This is a genomic window from Thalassospira sp. MCCC 1A01428, from assembly GCF_002115825.1.
In the GTDB taxonomy this organism is placed as follows: domain Bacteria; phylum Pseudomonadota; class Alphaproteobacteria; order Rhodospirillales; family Thalassospiraceae; genus Thalassospira.
The window spans coordinates 25389-43358 of record NZ_JFJZ01000014.1; the positions used below are offsets into that span (position 1 = coordinate 25389).

Annotated in this window: 15 protein-coding genes; 4 read left to right on the plus strand and 11 right to left on the minus strand. The window is 52.7% G+C overall.

Annotated features, from left to right (window positions below; translation table 11 throughout):
• The 4 genes from dusA (at position 1) to THS27_RS12735 (ending at position 4493) form a co-directional block, all read left to right on the plus strand.
• Complete coding sequence (gene dusA, locus THS27_RS12720) at positions 1 to 996, plus strand: tRNA dihydrouridine(20/20a) synthase DusA (RefSeq protein ID WP_085591410.1); 996 nt, start codon at positions 1 to 3, stop codon at positions 994 to 996.
• Positions 993 to 2318, plus strand: coding sequence for an FAD-dependent 5-carboxymethylaminomethyl-2-thiouridine(34) oxidoreductase MnmC (gene mnmC / locus THS27_RS12725; RefSeq protein WP_085591412.1), 1326 nt, complete (start codon positions 993 to 995; stop codon positions 2316 to 2318). Before dusA ends, mnmC begins: the two co-directional genes overlap by 4 nt.
• Entirely contained in the window at positions 2315 to 3493 is a 1179-nt protein-coding gene (locus tag THS27_RS12730) for an MFS transporter (RefSeq protein ID WP_085591414.1), read from the plus strand. Before mnmC ends, THS27_RS12730 begins: the two co-directional genes overlap by 4 nt.
• Positions 3494 to 3635: 142 nt before the next feature.
• On the plus strand, positions 3636 to 4493 hold the full coding sequence (locus THS27_RS12735) for a class I SAM-dependent methyltransferase (RefSeq protein WP_085591416.1): 858 nt from the start codon (positions 3636 to 3638) through the stop codon (positions 4491 to 4493).
• A gap of 110 nt (positions 4494 to 4603) precedes the next feature.
• Here the strand turns inward: THS27_RS12735 and THS27_RS12740 are convergent, their stop codons facing one another.
• From THS27_RS12740 to THS27_RS12795, 11 genes are all read right to left on the minus strand, one after another.
• Positions 4604 to 5776, minus strand: coding sequence for an ABC transporter permease (locus THS27_RS12740; protein WP_085591418.1), 1173 nt, complete (start codon positions 5774 to 5776; stop codon positions 4604 to 4606).
• Positions 5773 to 6771 carry an ABC transporter permease gene (locus tag THS27_RS12745; protein WP_085591420.1) on the minus strand — a complete coding sequence of 333 codons (999 nt, stop codon included), beginning with the start codon at positions 6769 to 6771 and terminating at the stop codon, positions 5773 to 5775. Before THS27_RS12745 ends, THS27_RS12740 begins: the two co-directional genes overlap by 4 nt.
• Before the next feature lie 67 nt (positions 6772 to 6838).
• Positions 6839 to 8821 carry an ABC transporter substrate-binding protein gene (locus THS27_RS12750; RefSeq protein ID WP_246832950.1) on the minus strand — a complete coding sequence of 661 codons (1983 nt, stop codon included), beginning with the start codon at positions 8819 to 8821 and terminating at the stop codon, positions 6839 to 6841.
• Entirely contained in the window at positions 8821 to 10899 is a 2079-nt protein-coding gene (locus tag THS27_RS27395) for an ABC transporter ATP-binding protein (RefSeq protein WP_246832951.1), read from the minus strand. Before THS27_RS27395 ends, THS27_RS12750 begins: the two co-directional genes overlap by 1 nt.
• Positions 10896 to 11576, minus strand: coding sequence for a hypothetical protein (locus THS27_RS12765; RefSeq protein ID WP_246832952.1), 681 nt, complete (start codon positions 11574 to 11576; stop codon positions 10896 to 10898). The genes THS27_RS27395 and THS27_RS12765 overlap by 4 nt, the downstream gene beginning before the upstream one ends.
• Positions 11567 to 12325, minus strand: coding sequence for a polysaccharide deacetylase family protein (locus THS27_RS12770; protein ID WP_085591422.1), 759 nt, complete (start codon positions 12323 to 12325; stop codon positions 11567 to 11569). The genes THS27_RS12765 and THS27_RS12770 overlap by 10 nt, the downstream gene beginning before the upstream one ends.
• The gene (locus tag THS27_RS12775) at positions 12309 to 13451 is read right to left on the minus strand and encodes a glycosyltransferase family protein (protein WP_085591424.1); all 1143 of its coding nucleotides are present in this window, start codon (positions 13449 to 13451) and stop codon (positions 12309 to 12311) included. Before THS27_RS12775 ends, THS27_RS12770 begins: the two co-directional genes overlap by 17 nt.
• 22 nt (positions 13452 to 13473) lie before the next feature.
• Positions 13474 to 14070, minus strand: coding sequence for a histidine phosphatase family protein (locus THS27_RS12780; protein WP_085591426.1), 597 nt, complete (start codon positions 14068 to 14070; stop codon positions 13474 to 13476).
• Positions 14060 to 15241: a glycosyltransferase family 4 protein gene (locus THS27_RS12785; protein WP_085591428.1), complete on the minus strand. Its 1182-nt coding sequence runs from the start codon at positions 15239 to 15241 to the stop codon at positions 14060 to 14062. Before THS27_RS12785 ends, THS27_RS12780 begins: the two co-directional genes overlap by 11 nt.
• A gap of 5 nt (positions 15242 to 15246) precedes the next feature.
• The gene (locus THS27_RS12790; protein ID WP_085591430.1) at positions 15247 to 16566 is read right to left on the minus strand and encodes a glycosyltransferase family 4 protein; all 1320 of its coding nucleotides are present in this window, start codon (positions 16564 to 16566) and stop codon (positions 15247 to 15249) included.
• Entirely contained in the window at positions 16563 to 17780 is a 1218-nt protein-coding gene (locus THS27_RS12795; RefSeq protein ID WP_085591432.1) for a glycosyltransferase family protein, read from the minus strand. The genes THS27_RS12790 and THS27_RS12795 overlap by 4 nt, the downstream gene beginning before the upstream one ends.
• Positions 17781 to 17970: the final 190 nt, after the last annotated feature.

A 17970-nucleotide genomic window follows, 5' to 3' on the forward strand; every position in this document is an offset into this window, starting at 1 on the left:
ATGACTGTCAACCGGCGTATTTCTATTGCCCCGATGATGGACTGGACAGACCGGCATGATCGCTTTTTTCTTCGGCTGATCAGCCGACATGCCCTGCTTTATACCGAAATGGTCACAACCGGTGCCCTCATTTATGGCGATGCCCACAGGCATTTGCGTTATAACACTGCCGAACATCCGGTTGCGCTTCAGCTTGGTGGCAGCAACCCCGATGACCTGGCGCGCGCCTGTAACATTGCCAATTCCTATAACTATGATGAAATTAACCTTAATTGCGGCTGCCCGTCTGATCGGGTGCAAAACGGGGCCTTTGGCGCGTGTTTAATGGCACAGCCCGATACCGTGGCTGATTGTATTCGGGCAATGGTGGCGGCATCGGCAGCACCGGTCACGGTTAAAAACCGCATTGGTATTGATGACCAGGAAGACTACCCGTCGTTAAAACGCTTTGTTGAAACCGTTGCCAATGCGGGCTGCAAAACCTTTATCGTGCATGCACGCAAAGCCTGGTTAAATGGGTTAAGCCCCAAGGAAAACCGCGAGGTTCCACCCCTTAAATATGACCTGGTCTATCAATTAAAGCAGGAACTGCCCGAGCTTGAGATCATCATTAATGGTGGTATCAAAACGCTGGATGAAACCGAAGCACATCTGGCCCATGTTGATGGTGTCATGATTGGCCGGGAAGCCTATCAGAACCCTTATATTCTGGCCGATATTGACCGGCGTTTTTATAATGATACGATCACCCCGCGCACCCGCCAGCAGGTGGTTGAGGCCATGTTACCTTATATTGATGCGCATCTGGATGAACCCAATGCCATGTTGGGGCATATAACCCGGCATATTCTGGGCCTGTTTCAGGGCCTGCGCGGCGCCAAACAATGGCGCCGTTACATCAGCGAAAACGCTCATCGCAAGGATGCCGGAAGCGATGTTGTGCGGGCGGCTCTTGCGTTGGTGCGTGATGCCAGTGACGAAGCCCTGAGCGCATGACAAAACCGGTTGACCCACAAAGCGGCAGCAAACCTGCCGACAAACCGTGGTTCGACCCTGCTACGCCGTTTATTCGCAACACATCGCATAACAACGACGTGGCCATCATCGGTGGCGGCATTGCCGGTGCGTCCTGTTGTTATGCGTTAAACCAGCTTGGCATTGGCGCCACCCTGTTTGAACAGCATGATCATCTGGCACAGGGTGCCTCGGGCAACCCGATTGGGATGCTTGAACCATATGTGACAGCCGATAACAGTTTGGCGGGCCAGTTTTACGAAGCCGGATACCAGCATAGCAGCAACCTTGTGCGACAACTTTTAGCCGAGGGCAGAAATGTTGAGGCGGCATTTTGCGGGGTGTTATCCCTGCCCGCCACCCCGCGTGATGCCTCCCGCCAGCAGGCGATCCTTGACCGCTTGTCAAAATTGCCAGCGGTTGATGGCGCAACATCGGTTCAGCCCCTTGATCAAGCGGCCGCCAGCGATATTCTGGGCTTAACTGTAACCACCGGTGGATTGTTTTACAAAGATGCAGGCTGGGTTAATCCGCCGTCGCTGTGCCGAGTGTTAACCGCGCAGGCAACCATCAAACAAGGCATTCAAATTGCCCGCCTTACGCCCCTTCAAGGCAGCGGTGCGCGCCTGTATGACCGGCAAGGTTTGTCTGTTGGCGATTTTGGTGCCGTGATTATTGCCGGGGCGATGGAAACAGCAAATTTTGCCCAAACCACATGGATGCGCGATTACATGGTCGCCCTGCGTGGGCAAATATCATTTTTTTCCAATACGTTGCTTGAAGACTTGAAAGTAAATTGTGTCCTGAGCCACAAGGGGTATTTAACCCCGGAACGGGCGGGAATGCATGTTTTTGGCGCGACATTTGACCGCCACGCCAACAATATCGACATTACGGAAAACGACCACGAAGCCAACATTGCCCAACTGGCGCTGGCTGTACCCGACCTTGCCGCACGGTTAAGCCCGGGCACCCTTGGCGGGCGAGCCGGGCTGCGTACCACCACACCGGACCATCTTCCGATGATTGGCCCGGCACCGGATTACGCAGCTTATCTGAATGCCTATCCCGACCTTGATAAAGGCCGTTATTATGCGCGATATTGCAGTGCGCCGTACCATAAAGACGTGTATGTCTGTACCGGTTTTGGTGCACGCGGCATGATCGGCGCGCCACTGGCAGCAAACATGATTGCCTGTCAGATCACCGGTCATAAACACGACGTGCCCCCTCTTGTTCAAGAAGCCCTGCACCCTGCCCGTTATATTATTAGAGCCATCAAACGCGGACTCCTCGCCCCATGACACGCAATACCGATGCTACCCGCAAACAAACTGCCATCATACTCGGCCTGTTTTTTGTCGGTCTGTTTTTAATACAGGGCGTGTTTTTGCCCTATTGGCCGGTATGGCTTAAGGGTCACGGGTTAAGCGGCGGGGAAATTGGCATTTTGTTATCGCTGCCAAACTGGATCCGGATTTTTGCCGACCCGCTGATTGCCCAACAGGCCGATCGCTCTGGCAACCGCAAAACCCCCATGATCATTCTGGCCGGGATTTACATCCTGACCATCATCGCCTTTGGCTTTGCCGATGATTTCTGGTTTTTACTCGGCCTGTCCGCCATCATCGGGTTCAGCTTTGCACCGCTGCTGCCGCTTGGCACCACGATTACCGTGCATGAATGCAAACGCCAGGATCTTGATTATGGTCGGGTACGCTTATGGGGGTCACTGGCCTTTATCGGTGCGTCCTACGGGGCGGGCTGGGTGCTGGATGCCACCGGCAACAGCGCCATTATCTGGATGCTGTGTGCGGCGGGTATTGTTAATTTCGTTATCATCACCCAAATGCCCAACCCGCAAACCGACCGGCCATTACGCAGTGGTTCGTCGATCATGTTTTTGCTGAAATGCCCGACATTTCTGGTTTATCTGGGTTGTATTTGCTTTGCCCAGGCCAGCCACGGTACCTATTACGGCTTTGCCTCGGTCCATTGGGAAGATGTCGGGTTTTCGCACGATGTCATTGGCCTGTTCTGGGCCACCGGTGTGGCCGCTGAAATTGTTTTGTTTGCTGTTGCCGGTAAATATATGCGTGCCTATCATCCCGGTCTTTTATTTGCCATTGGCGCACTGGGCGGCATTGTCCGTTGGTCGGTCCTGGGCATGACCGATAATTTCTGGCTGATTTTACTGGTACAACCGCTTCACGCCCTGACATTTGGTATCACCCATCTTGCCGCCATTGGTTTTATTGCCCGTGCCGTGCCATCGCAAATCGCAACGTCGGCGCAAAGCCTGATGGCAACCTTGTCGATGGGGCTGTTTCTCGGCGGGTCGATCTGGGCATCGGGGCCGATATTTGAACATATCGGATCAAGCGCCTATTTCCTGATGGTGGTGTTTTCGGCGATATCGTTTTTGTTTGCCCTTTGGTTGTGCCGCCGCTGGACCGAAGGACAAGCCATTCCCATATAAGCTGCCGCCCGCCAGTTGGACCTGTCGCAATTAGGCAAATCCGCCATCCTCCCGCGCGATTGCCCCTTTGCCCCTGGCCTAAAACCGGATAAACATCTGTCCCTTCGCATTCGTTGCCGTTACAGGCCCATAAAGGAAGCAAATGACCGACCTTCCCTTTGCCAAAAAATTTCGTCGCTGGAAACTGGGAATCAAAACCCTGTTTGGCAAAGAACCGGCGGGTTATTTCATCCCTTATCGTTATGCGGCCCAAACAAGGAACGCTGTTGGTCGCCCGCATTATACCACCCTGGAACAGCAATTTTCCCGGCATCGCGATGATATGAAAGCATGGCTGTTAAAGGCTGAACTATATCGCGATTCCCTTGTCGGGTTTAATAAGGCAACCCCGCCCGACCCGCGCTGGGAACAGGGGTGGTTTCCCGGTATGGATGGCATGATGGCCTATGTCATCACCCGTGAAACACGCCCCAAACGCATTGTCGAGGTTGGTTCCGGCCATAGTACGCGCTTTTTCTATCGCGCCGTGCTTGATGAAGGGCTTGATACCGATATATCGGCCATCGACCCGGCCCCGCGTGCAGATATTGCCCTATTGCCGATCACGATCCACAAAAAGATCGTTCAGCAGGTGCCAATGGCCGTTTTCGCTGATTTACTGCCGGGCGATATTTTATCAATCGATAGCAGCCATATCCTGATGCCCGGCACCGATGTGGACATGTTATTTTCCAATGTGCTGCCCATGCTTCCCGCCGGGGTCATCATCCACATCCACGACATTTGCCTGCCCAATGATTACCCCTCCATCTGGCAATGGCGCGGTTATAACGAACAACAGGGTGTTGCGGCACTATTGGCGGGCAACGGCTTTGATATCCTGTGGTCGTCGGCCTATGCCAATAACTTCATGAAAGATACAGTCACGGCATCCATTGCCAATGACCTGCCTTTGATAGACGGCAGCATTGAAACCAGTCTGTGGTTACGCAAGAAATAACGAAGCGGCCCCATGAACACGCAAAAACGATAATGCCGCGTGGCCCATTTTTAAAACCACGCGGCATTATGAATAACTAAAACACTATCGATATCGTACTGGCATCGATGTCAGTTTTTATAAGGGTCGGCTGCATCACGCAGGCCATCGCCCAAAAAGTTAAATGCCAGCACCACAATAATCACCGGCACCACGGGCAACATCAGCCACGGATAAACCGCAACGGCATTAATGTTTTGTGCCTCGTTTAACAACACCCCCCAGCTTGTCACCGGTGGGCGCAAACCCAACCCCAAAAAGCTAAGCGCGGTTTCCCCCAAAATCATATTGGGAATGGAAAGTGTGACCGACGCAATCAGATGGCTGGCAAAATTGGGCAGCAAATGGCGCGCGATGATGCGTTTGGGTGTTGCCCCGGTTAACCGGGCAGCAAGGGCATAGTCTTCCTCGCGCAGGGCCAAAAACTTGGACCGCACCGCACGGGCAAGGCCTGTCCAGTCGATCAGACCTAAAATAATGGTAATGCCGAAATAAATAAGAACCGGGCTCCAGGTGACCGGCAAGGCCGCAGATAATGCCATCCAAAGGGGAATTTCCGGCAAGGACCGGATCACTTCGATAACACGTTGTACGCAACTATCAACCCAGCCACCAAAATACCCGGCCGCCCCGCCAATCAGCACGCCCAGAACAAAACTGACAGCAATACCGACAAGGCCAATGGTTAGGGAAATGCGCGCTCCATAAATAATGCGCGAGAACATGTCGCGTCCCAACCTGTCGGTCCCAAGCAAGAACAGGGTTCCGTCTTTTGCCGGGCACACCAGATGCAGGCTGGCATCAAACAACCCCCAAAATTCGTATTTATCGCCAGAGCATAAAAACCGTAACCGGTCTATTTTTTCGGGATTGGGCGTATAAATCGGTTTCAGGGTTTCCATATCGATGGAAAAATCGGTGCCATAGGTAAATGGCCCGACAAAGCTGCCATCATCAAATAAATGAATGCCCTGTGGTGGATGATGGATATTTTGGCTGTCGCGACTTTCCTGTGCATAGGGTGCCAAAAACTCGACAATGAAAATCGCCGAATACATTATGGCCAGAATGATCAGCGAAATCAGCGCCAGGCGATGCTGTTTTAACCGCCACCAGATCAACTTCCATTGCGACGCCAGAAAATACTTTTCCTGTGCCGGCGAAAGTTCTTCCTTATCCCATGGGTCGAAAGGCTGTGTATCAACGAAATGTTCATCAGAACGATCAGGGGTATGGCGGCTCATTCCGATATGCTCCCCTGCAGGCGAATACGCGGATCAAGCCAGGCCAGCAACAAATCCGAGACAAACATGCCCACCACCGTCAGCAAGGCCAGAAACATCAGGAAAGACCCGGCCAGATACATATCCTGGCTTTGCAAGGCCGACAGCAACATTGGCCCCGTTGTTGGCAAAGACATCACCACCGACACCAGAACCGATCCTGAAACCACCTGCGGCAGGATATTGCCAATATCGGAAATGAACGGGTTTAACGACATACGCAGCGGATATTTAAAAAGCACCTTCATCGGTGACAGGCCCTTGGCCCTTGCGGTAACCACATATTGCTTGCCCAGTTCGTCCAGCAGGTTGGCGCGTAACCGGCGGATCATCGCTGCCGTTCCTGATGTCCCAATCACCAGCACCGGTGCCCACAAATGTTCAATCACCGACATCACCTTGGGCAAGGACCACCCTGCATTTATAAATTCCGGGTCCATCAACCCGCCAATAGAAGTGCCAAACACCACATTGGCGTAATACAACAGCACCAGGGCAAACAAAAAGTTGGGCATGGCCAGGCCGAGAAACCCCAGCAGGGTAATACCGTAGTCACCCCAGCTATATTGCCGCGTGGCGGAATAAATGCCGATCGGAAAGCTGATCAGATAGATAAACAGGATGGTGCTGAAATTAAGCACCATTGATAACCACAAACGATCCCCGACAACCTCGGTTACCGGCAAGTTATACTCGAAACTAAAGCCAAGATTGCCATGCAAAAGCCCCCAGGCCCAATGGATATATTGCATATAAAGCGGCTCATCGAGGCCATACTGGGCACGCAGGAAAGCGATTTTGGCCGGGTCAACCGCCTCACCCTGTGCTTTTAGCTCGTTAAGATATGTGGTTAAAAAATCGCCGGGAGGAAGCTGTATGACAATGAAAACCAGCACACTGATCATAATCAGTGTCGGTATCATTACCAATAACCGCCTGGCCATGAATGTCAGCATCGGCACCTTCCCCCTGTGTGACCGGTTTTAACGTACCATCCCCATCCGGCACGTCAAATTACTCTAATTAACGATCCCACCAAAAGGTATCGGGATGATAGATGCCAAAAAACCCGCCGGGTTCCCAGCTGTGAATGCCTTTTTCCGGAACATTTTTCAAACCGTCTGCCACCACAACAGGCTGCGGAACATTGCCGACCAGACCAATAGAAAACAGATTTTCGGCGTTAATATCAAGGATATGTTCCCACGCCTTTTTTTGCTGATGGGGGCCACCTGTACGCCATTTTTCGTATAGCTTCATCAGTTCCCGGGCTTCGGGCATGTCAGGTTGTTCACCCGCTTCACCGCTGGTGTCATAATACTGGCCCCATTTGGGCCATTGCAGACTGTCTTGGTTAACCGGAACAAATTCCGACGGCACGGTAGACGGCACAGCAAGCCCGTTATCAATGCCGGTAAAAATCGACATTACGGTATCACCGCTATAGGCACGGGTACGCATTACTTCACGTTGCAACGCCTTGACATAAAGCTTCACGCCCGCCTTTTTCCAGCTATCGCCAATCAGTTCGAGAATATCGTCCTGTTCGGGGTTTTCCCCCGTTGTTTCAACGATAATTTCCAGTGGCCGGCCATCGGGCATCAGACGAATGCCATCGTCATTGCGTTTATCAAGCCCGATTTCATCTAGCAGGGCATTGGCCTTATCAAGGTCAAAACCAATATTTTCGCTGGCATATTCTTTTTTAAATAACGGGCTTTTAGGCAAAATCGTATTGTTACGTGGCGTAGCAAGCCCGAAAAACAGCACCCGGTTCAATTCGGTTCGGTTAATCGCCAGTGACAATGCCTTGCGGAACCGCAAATCACGCAACAATTTACGCCACACCGGGTCTGATACGGTTAAATTCGGATACAAGGTGGCATAATTGCCATAGCCAACATCCCATAACCGCACATGATATGACTTTTCCTTTTCCGCCTGTTTAAGGAACGTATAGTCCTTTAACGTCAGAATTCGGCTTTGAATATCGACCTCGCCAGCCCCCACCTTGGCAGGCACCAGTTTGGCATTGGCGATATTAAAAATCATCCGGTCGATATAAGGCAGCTGGTTCCCATCGGGGTCAACCCGGTGAAAATACGGGTTCCGTTCAAAAATAAACCGGTCTGACGGTTCCTGGGTCCGAATAATCCACGGCTGCAACGTGGGCAGATTGATGTTTTCAAGTTTATAGGGCCGGTCCATATCGGTTTCAAGAACGGCCCAATTGCGCAGGCTGCGTTCCTTGACCATCGCATCAAGTTTTTGCGGGTCCTGATATTTCGCATGAAACTGTTTCAGATAATGCGCCGGCCGGTAAATAAACGGTGGTCGCGTTCCAGCCAGTTCAGGCAGGAAAAACGGGTTGGGCTGCGACCAGCTGTAACGCACGGTATATTTATCAAGTATTTCAAATTTCGGGGGTTCGCCGTCGACCAGCAAAAACCGGGGCGGACCAACCGGGAACAGCTGATCATTATTAACAACATCTTCCCAGTAAAACCGGAAATCCTCAGCCGTAAAAGGTTCCCCGTCCGACCATTTATGCCCCTTGCGAAGATGCAACGTAAACACGCTGCCCTCATCATTCACATCCAGGCTTTCCAGAATATCGGGCTTTAATTCCAGGTTCTGATCATAGCCAACCAAATGGGTATAGCCGTAAACCACCGCCATCCGAATGTCTTTGGACCGCCCCATGATGGTAACCAGATCACCACCATACTTTCCGATCTCCTTGCCTGCATCGGCAAAATCCATTTTCAACGGATGTTCAGGCAACCGCTGTTCCATCGGCGGCAAGGTACCCGCTTTGATCTGATCAGAAAAATACGGCACCTCGGCCCATGCCGCCTGGCTTAACATGGTGCAGCCAAACAACAATGCCGCCCCGCCGCCGACCACCGCGCGCAAGGTTTGCATACCTGCACAGCGTCGCCGGTTTACAGACGATGCACTATCAACCTCGATGCGGGTGGTCTGAAAATTTGCGGGCGATACCATCAAACAGCTATCTCCTGGTAATCGGGTCGGGACATGCGAACAAAATGATCTTCGGCCAATTGAACCATTGGCGGGCTCGACATACGATCAACCGTAAAGGGGGTTGGCCAGGCCGCCGGGTCGGAACATTTTCCATCAATGATTTTGGAAAAATCGAGCGGATGATCAAGGTCGGCATAAGGCACGGCATTTAACAATGCCTGGGTATAGGGATGCGCCGGGTTGCGAAACAGGCTGGCGCGCGGGGCAGATTCAACAATACGCCCGGCACACATCACCGCAATCCGGTCTGCCATATAGTCTATCACTGCCAAATTGTGCGATATAAACAGATATGTAAGGTTAAGGTCGCGCTGCAAATCTTTTAAAAGATTAAGTATTTGCGCCTGAACCGATACATCAAGTGCAGATGTGGGTTCATCAAGGATCAAAAGATCAGGGCGCAGACACAAGGCGCGGGCAATACCGATACGCTGGCGCTGCCCGCCTGAAAAACTATGCGGGTAACGGTTTAGAAAGCGCGGATCAAGACCGACAACTTCCATCAGTTCCAGCACCATTTTGCGCCGATATGCCGATGTGCCAACACCATGAATTAACATTGGTTCGCTAATCAGGTCCTGTACCGTCATGCGCGGGTTAAGCGATGAAAACGGGTCCTGAAACACAAACTGAATACGTTTGCGATAAGGGGCCAGGCGGTCTTCATCCAGCCCGACAAGTTCGGTCATCTGCCCGCTTTCACCGCGAAACAGAATACTGCCGCTATCAGGTGCCATCGCCCGCATAATCAGTTTCGAAAGGGTTGTTTTGCCACAACCACTTTCACCAACCAGCCCGACACATTCACCGCGGCCCACAGTCAGGGACACATCGCTTACGGCCTCGATGCGCCGTTCGTCCATGCCAAACCAGCCGCTTTTACGCACCGGAAAACTCTTGCTAAGATGCGAAACAGCCAACACCGCCTCGCCGCGCATGCCTTCCGATAATCGGCGATTTACCGGTTCCGCGCCATCCGGCCCGGTATTGGCCTGGTCAGCTGAATAATTTGGCGGGCTGTTCGCATCGGCTCCTGCCCCGCCATGTACGCCATCTCGCGTGCTATGTCCCGCAACAGGGCCCATCCTTGCATGTTTGGGGCCGGCATTTGCCTGCTGTTCCAAACGTGCCATTTTGCGATCAAATTTATCAACCAGCGTTAACAGGCCATCCGTGCGTGGTTTTATATCGCGAAGGGGCGTCAAGCGCTCGCCAGGGGCCATGTCAAAGTGCGGCACCGCCTGCAACAACGAGCGGGTATAGGCATGACCGGGATTAATAAAAATATCCTCGGTTTTACCCCGTTCAACCACACGGCCATTATAAACCACCACCATATGGTCGGCCATATTGGCAACAACACCCAAATCGTGGGTAATCAGCAACACTGACATTTTCAGGTTTTGCTGCAAATCCTTTATCAATCGCAATGTTTGCGCCTGAATGGTCACATCAAGGGCGGTTGTCGGCTCGTCAGCGACCAGCAATGCCGGGCGACATACCAGCGCCATGGCAATCATCGCACGCTGGCGTAACCCACCCGAAAGTTCAAACGGATAAGTCCGCAATGCTGATTTGGCATTCGGAAATCCGACAAGCTCCAACATTTCACGCGCCAGGTTGCGGGCTTCGCTGGCCCCAACTTTCTGATGCAGACGCACGGCTTCGCAAATCTGATCGCCAACCGTATGGATCGGCGATAACGAACTCATCGGTTCCTGAAAGATCATGGAAATACTACCGCCACGAATGGCGCGCATTTCGGCACTATTGGCCGATAACATGGCAATATCAACACGGGTTCCGGGCTTTTTAGGATCCGCAAAAACAATGCTGCCGCCAGCAACCCGTGCCGATTTGGGCAAAATCCCCATAATCGCCTGGGATATTGTTGTTTTACCCGAGCCGGATTCACCAACCAGTGCAACAGTTTGCTGCGCGCCGATCCGAAAGCTAACTTTATCAACGGCCCTGGTTCGCATATGAGGCGTAACAAATTCCACCTCAAGATCGCGAACACGCAGAATATCGATCATTGCCCCTCGCCCCTTGCCCCGCCATGTCCTGTATGCGCACGCACTATATTGTCCGCCTCATCCAGGCGCATCAGGTTAGTTCGTGTCACATCATCAATCATCAACTGGTTTTCCGTCGCGGCCTCACGGGCCAGGTCCAGCAACCGGTCAAAACCATGCAAGGTTGATTCGGCAACAAGTTTGGTTCCGGTCGCCCGCAAGGTCATTTCAAACCAGCCTTTTTTACCGTCGCGGTGCGTACTGAAATAACGCAGACGAAATCCCGAAAGTTCCGACCAGCCAAATGCAGACCCCGATAACACCCCGCTTTGGCGAACCCCGTATTCAGATACATGCATTCGTGTTTGCATACGCAACAGCGTGCGTAGCAAATAAACCAGAAACAGTAAAATCAGGGCGGCGGCCACCCAGCGCAGCAATTCAATAATATCGGGCGTAACAGCAATTCCCGCGCATAGGACCATACCCAGAACCGCCCGGATCAAATCCGGCATCACAACCCGACGGGGATATTTCATTACCATCACATCTGTATTACGCAAATCGGCCTGGGCCGGCACAACTGGCGGCGCATCAAGCACGTTATCATTCTCCTGCCTGCCACTTGCGGCGCCCCCTGAATCCCCGTTGTCGGATGATGACGACACGTGATTTGGTGTGTTTTGCTTTATTGCCATGGAAAAACCCCTGCAATGGCCTGCCATGACAGGGCTGGATGTTCAAACGAAAACAGGTCATGAAGGAAAGCCGTCGTGGCACTGTCATGCACCAGATGATGGGTCAACAGGCCCGTTGTTTCAACCGGATCAACTGTTGCTGTCCGTCTGGCCTTCAGGTGCGTAATCATGGCCTCCAGGCACACATCTTCGCCCACAAACCCCCGCGTGCCGCGCCAGTCAATTACATCAATATGGGTGTTAACCTGCAATAACCCGTCCGCAGCATAAGGTTGACGACGCGGACCATATGTCGACACGCCGCGCAAACCGATATTTGGCAGACCTTGCAGCACCTGTGGGGAAATTCTGTTCCATGGTGGCACCATCACCGGCAAAAACCGGCTGGCGAAACGTGCCGTCAAGACATCGAAACCGGATTGCAGCTCGGCTAAAACGGATTCGGCCGGGCGCACATCATCGAGTTCCTGTTTCTTACGGTCTGCCGGCGCGTGATTTTCATGACGCCAGCCATGCTGTAAAATCCGGGTATCAAGGGTTTCAACCAGCCGATCAACAAGGTCATTTTCGACCTTTCCAGGAATGACCGCCAACGCCAAAGGCACATGATAACTGCGCTCGCAGGACAAAATCTCCTCAAGCTCGTCCGTAACGGAAACAGCATCATCGTCCCGCCACCACATCGTCGCGCGTTTATCGGTCTGCGCCCAGCTATCAAGCTCGGCGCGAAGGTCATCCCAGGTGCCCATGGTCTTTTCCCATTATTATTGCCCTGATTTTAGCCGCACCTATACGCGCCCCGTCCAGCGATAATTCAAATTCCTTGGGAAAATCTGCATTATCAATCGCTTTTGCCAGGGCAAGCGGGGTCAATTGCGGCGCAGGTAGCAGCGAAATAATGTTTTTCGCGGCAAAAATTTCGGCCCGCTCGGTTTGCTCACTTTCACCGCCTTCGGCAAATGGCACCATCACCGAGGGCACACCGGCAGCCAGCACATCCATCAATGTGTTATATCCGGCTTGCGATACCGATGCGCTGGCGCGGGTCAAACGGTGGCGAAAATCGGATAAAAACCGGTGCAAGGTCATATTTTGCGGCAAGTGCCGGTTTATCGCAGCAAAATCTTCTGCTGGAAAATGCGGACCGGTAATAATATCCCACGGCACATCAGCATATTTTTGCGAATGCGGCATTGCGGCAATCGCGGTGCGGATCAGTTCCACGCCGACCGCCCCGCCACCAGCCGACACCATAACACCATTGCGCGGCGCCCTGCCCTGGGGCATTTGCGGGGCAACATAGCCAGTATATTCAAGTTTACCCGACAGATCGCCAGCAAAGGGAAAGCTGCGATCAAATCCAAATACCACAGGATCACCATGCACCAGTATGGTATCAAAATGCGATAATGCCACATCACGCATCCAGCGTTCCTTGGCAATATCGGTTTTGCGCACCAGCAAATCGCGCACCGAACACACCCGTTTCACCCCGTCCTGCCCGGCCTTTTCCAACAAAGGCAGCAATTCAAACCGAAAAGCACGACGCCCAAAGGGAAACATTTCAATCATCAATAATTCTGGTGACAGATCGCGATAGGCATCAAAAAGGGCCTGCTGGCGCCGGGTTTTCCAGGCATCATCAACAGCTGTGCCATTTTCATCCACCAAACCGGAAAACCCGTGATCAGCACTTCGGCAGGGTGGCAACTGAATAACGGTATCCGTACCAAAATCAATGGCATCATCGGGGATCCCCCCGCTTACCACGCCAACACTCAACCCGGTTTTTTGTATTTCCTGAACCAGCAATGCCGTCCGGCGCACATGGCCAATTCCCAACAGGTGCTGAACATAAATCATGACGTCCGTCATTATGGCATCCTTTTGATTGGCATTATCTGATGGATACGAACGGTATGTTCAATTGCACGATCGACAAACCGTCCTTTGCTGACCAGCGAAAAACATGCACAGCATCCCAGCGCAATTTGTGCGGTATTTTCCCTGTCATGTCCCATCCGCTTGCACCGGCATAAACCGCGCGAATCAGGCCCTTGTGGGTAACAACACCAAAATTGCCATCCCGCCACTGCGCCAAAAATGTTCGCACCCGGGACAAAACATCCCGTGGGCTTTCGCCGTTATCAGGGCGAAAGTCCCAGCCACGCTCTTCATTTGCAGTCATTTCGGTGCCCAGTTGGCTGCGCAACGACGAAAGCTTCTGCCCTTCCCAGTCACCCCAATCCATTTCGATAAATGGGGCCAAAACGCCCACCGACGCAATATCAAGGGCTGCCGCGGTTTGTTGGGTGCGTTTAAGCGGGCTTGTGTACCACGGCAGTCTGGCCCAATCATCGGGGATCCGAAACCCTGAAAGCTGCATTTGGCTTTGATCAAGCAAACCAATATCGCGATGGCCCTGAATACGGCCCTCGACATTCCATTGTGTGGCCCCATGCCGTAACAAGGCGAAAGTAAAATCAGGTTTCATGACCATCGCCTGCAAGATCGTCATCTATCGGGCTATCTAACGGGCGTGTCAAAAACGGCCGCATCACCTGATAAAGTTTTGCCGCCGCCGACGAAACATCATGAAACTGGCGGGCATTTTTTACTGCCGCACTTCCCGCCGCCACCAATGTTTCGGGTGCATCCAGACAATAGGACAATGCCTGGCAAAATGCGGCAACATCCCCGGCTGCGACCAACCATCCGGTTTGACCATCATCCACGATGCCGCCAACACCCCCGCTGTTCCCGGCCAACACCGGCACACCTGCTGCCTGTGCTTCCAAAAGGGCCATGCCATAGGCCTCGTTAATTGCCGGCCACACACACAGGTCTGAATGTGCAAGATGTTGCCGTGTGGCAACGGGGTCACACTGCCCGGCAAAATGAACCTGATGTTTGGGAAACTGTGCAAACAATGCTGCAACGTCGGCACGGGCCGGGCCGTCGCCAACCAAAGTTAAATGCCAACGCCCCTGTTGCGCTACGGGCAAATCAGCCAGGGCTGCTGCCAGAATCTTATAGGACTGCATTTTATCGCCCGACCGCATCATGGCAACCGTGATCAGGCGAATAACATCCGACGATGTATTTTCACGCCGTTTTACCCGATTGTCTGCAGAACCGGCCCAGGTGGCAATGTCGGCAAAGGGAGGTAAAAAATGCAATTTTGGCGCGCCGGAAACCGGCAACACACATTCCATATCGGCCCGGTTTGGAAAAAAAACAGCCGCCGCCTGCTCAAGGGCATGTTCAACCGCACGATGACTGGCTGCCCACGGGCCGGTTGCCCGTTTTGGCGCGTGCGACGCCTCGCAAATAAAATAGGGGATTCCCAGTTCACGGGCAACCAAAGGACCAATCCAGTCAGGGGCCTTGTAATATAAATGATAGGTAAACCAAGCATCAGGACGGGGTAAAAAGCCGTTTTCGTACCGGCGGATCAACCGTCGGGCCAATGCACCGCCCAATTCAGCCAACTGTGCCTGACGAAGGCTGTTGCCATCCCCTACCCGGCTGCGCAGCTTTGACGCCACGTCAACGGCAAATCCTGCCCGTTCCAACGCTGTGACAAGCAACCGAGCCACAAGCCGGTCCCCCGATGGAACCGGATGATCAAGCGGCTTTAACGGGGCGTAAAATGCAATCCGCACGGCACTTACTCCGCCCCGGAAGCAGAACCAGCCACCGGGGTAATATCCCTGTTATAAACAGCCGTCGTTTCCTGATCATCGTCAGCAAGACCAAACCGGTGTCCCAATTCACGCATCCCGGCATGAAAGGAAAAATCCCGGCGAACGATTTCGTTTCCGGCCGTGCCCATTTTGGTGCGACCTTCAGGATCCGCTATCATTTCAGCCAGCGCAACCGAGAGTATGTCTGGGTTTCGTTCAGGTACCAGCCGCCCGTTCACCCCATCCTCGATCAGTTCAGGAATGGCTGAAATATTGGTTGATATTGCCGCCAATCCACAAAGCTGGGCTTCCATTAACACGTTAGGCAAACCGTCGCGGTCACCGTCTTTTTCAATACGGCTGGCCAGCACAAACAAATCGGCATTCTGGCAGGCGGCAATCACTTCGGCCTGGTCACGTGGCCCCCGCCAGTCGCAATTTTTTGCGATGCCAAGTTCTTCGGCAAGGGCCAAATATTTTGCCCCATTACCACCGCCAATATGGACGAAACGCCAATGCAGATCTTTGGGCAGTTTTGCCAACGCTTTTAACAGGTCATCATAACCCTTTTTGCCAACCAGACGCCCGACCGACAAAATAATAACGGGGTCCGCTGCATCATTGCCCGTTCGCATGGGCCGGGTTGGCAATTGTTCGGGGAAGCGCGAAAAATCCAGCCCGTGATACAGCAAATTGACCTTTTCGGGGTTATCGGCCAGCGCGCGTAAATGGTCCACATTGGCGCGTGTACAAGTCACCAGCCAGTCCATATCGGCCAGCTTTTCGCGCATGTCCCAATCGGGGCTGGTATAAATATCCTTGGCATGCGCTGAACAACACCACGGCAATTGCCGCATCATCGCGCCATAACGGGCAACCGATGCCGGTGTATGTAAAAAATGGGCATAAATCCGAGTAACGTCGGCAGGTAATTCAGCCGCCATTACCATGGCCTGCCCTAACCGCCGAATGCGATTACGCGTCGTATCCCGGCGAAAATCACGCTTCCAGGCCGCAATTGCAGCAGCATAACCCGGCATTTTACGCGCTTTCCACCACCCGGCCACCACCCGCATCGGTGCATTATGCAAGTATTCAGGCAGGTAATCGACAGCACCGGTAATACGTTGATGGATGGGATGGCGTTTTTTATCGGTCGGATGACGCAGCGAAACAATACGATAAGGAATTCCTGCTTGCTGAATACCCAGAATTTCCTGGGCAATAAATGTTTCAGACAGGCGCGGATACCCTTTTACAACAATGGCAATATGGTCAACGCCCGCAAGATTGGCCGAAGTCATGCCGTTGCGTACTCTGCATCAATAATTTCGCGCGGCAGCCAGCGTTCCACCATGGTCGATACAGTTTCAAGCCCGCCCATCAAACCCGGTACAGTGACACTGGATGGCGCGGGTTGTGCGGCCAAACCGCGCAGAGCCTCTGCCATTTCAAGGGGTGGCCGCCCGCCTTCCTCGGTTAACATTCGCACCAGGCCAAGTTTTTCAGCCTGTGAAGCACGAACATATTGTTCAAGACGCGGCACGGTACGCGGCACAATAATCGACGGTTTGTCAAACGACAGGATTTCGCAAAATGTATTATAGCCCCCCATGGCAATAACACCGCTTGAGCGCGCCATCAGCATTTCCACATTGGCGTCAAAGGTAATCAGCGACAACTTGTCGATATTTTCGGCACGTTCCATAAATGCCTGCTGATCGGCGGGGGGCATAAACGGCCCCAACACCACCAAAGAAGGCATGGGAATATCAGGGTCAGCTTCATAGGCACTAATCACCCAATCCACCAGATTAACCCCGTCCCCCCCACCGCCGGTGGTCACCAGGAAATAGGGTTCGTCCAAGCCCAAAGACCCATGTTCAGGTGCCGGTTTGCGGGTCGCCGTACGCGGTAAATACCCGGTATAGGTCATTTTTTCCTCAACACCGGGCGCAAGATCAATGCCGTGCAGCGGATTGCATATTTCACGCAATCCATAAACCCAGATGTCATCGTAATAGGTATCCAGGGCAGGCGTACAGTTTTTACGCAGCCATTCCTCGCGAAGGGTTTCGGGGTCGTCCATCACATCGCGCAGACCTAAAACCAGCCGGGTATGGCGTTCTTTAAGCAATTTCAATGTGGGTTCGACTTCACCGCGCAGGCCCAGCGGTTCCTTATCAACGATAAACAAATCGGGATCAAAAACATCAGCAGTATGCTGAATGATCGATTCACGCATCGCCAGCATCTGATCAACATCAATATCAAGGTTAAGCGATGTGTATTCACCATTAGACAGCTTGATTACGCCCGGAATGCGGACAAAATCCACCCGTGAACGAAACTCGAAACTGCCAATAATCGGCGATCCTGACAGGATCAGAACCGAAACATCGTCACGATTATCAACCAAGGCATGGGCAATGGTGCGGCACCGCCGCAAATGGCCAAGACCAAATGTGTCGTGACTGTAAATCAGAACACGATAGCCGCGTGCGCCCTTTAAAGACATAATACCGTCCGCAATTCAGGTGCCCCCAAAGACATGATCGCCATTACGGCAAAAACCTTGCCGGTGTAAATCACTCATGTCCCATTGAACCTCCCATCGCCTCTTTTTTTCAAAGGTGACAGGAATTGAAATAATCACAAGCAAATCTGTCCTATAGTTAGCAGATTTCAAACATATGCAACCATCAGAA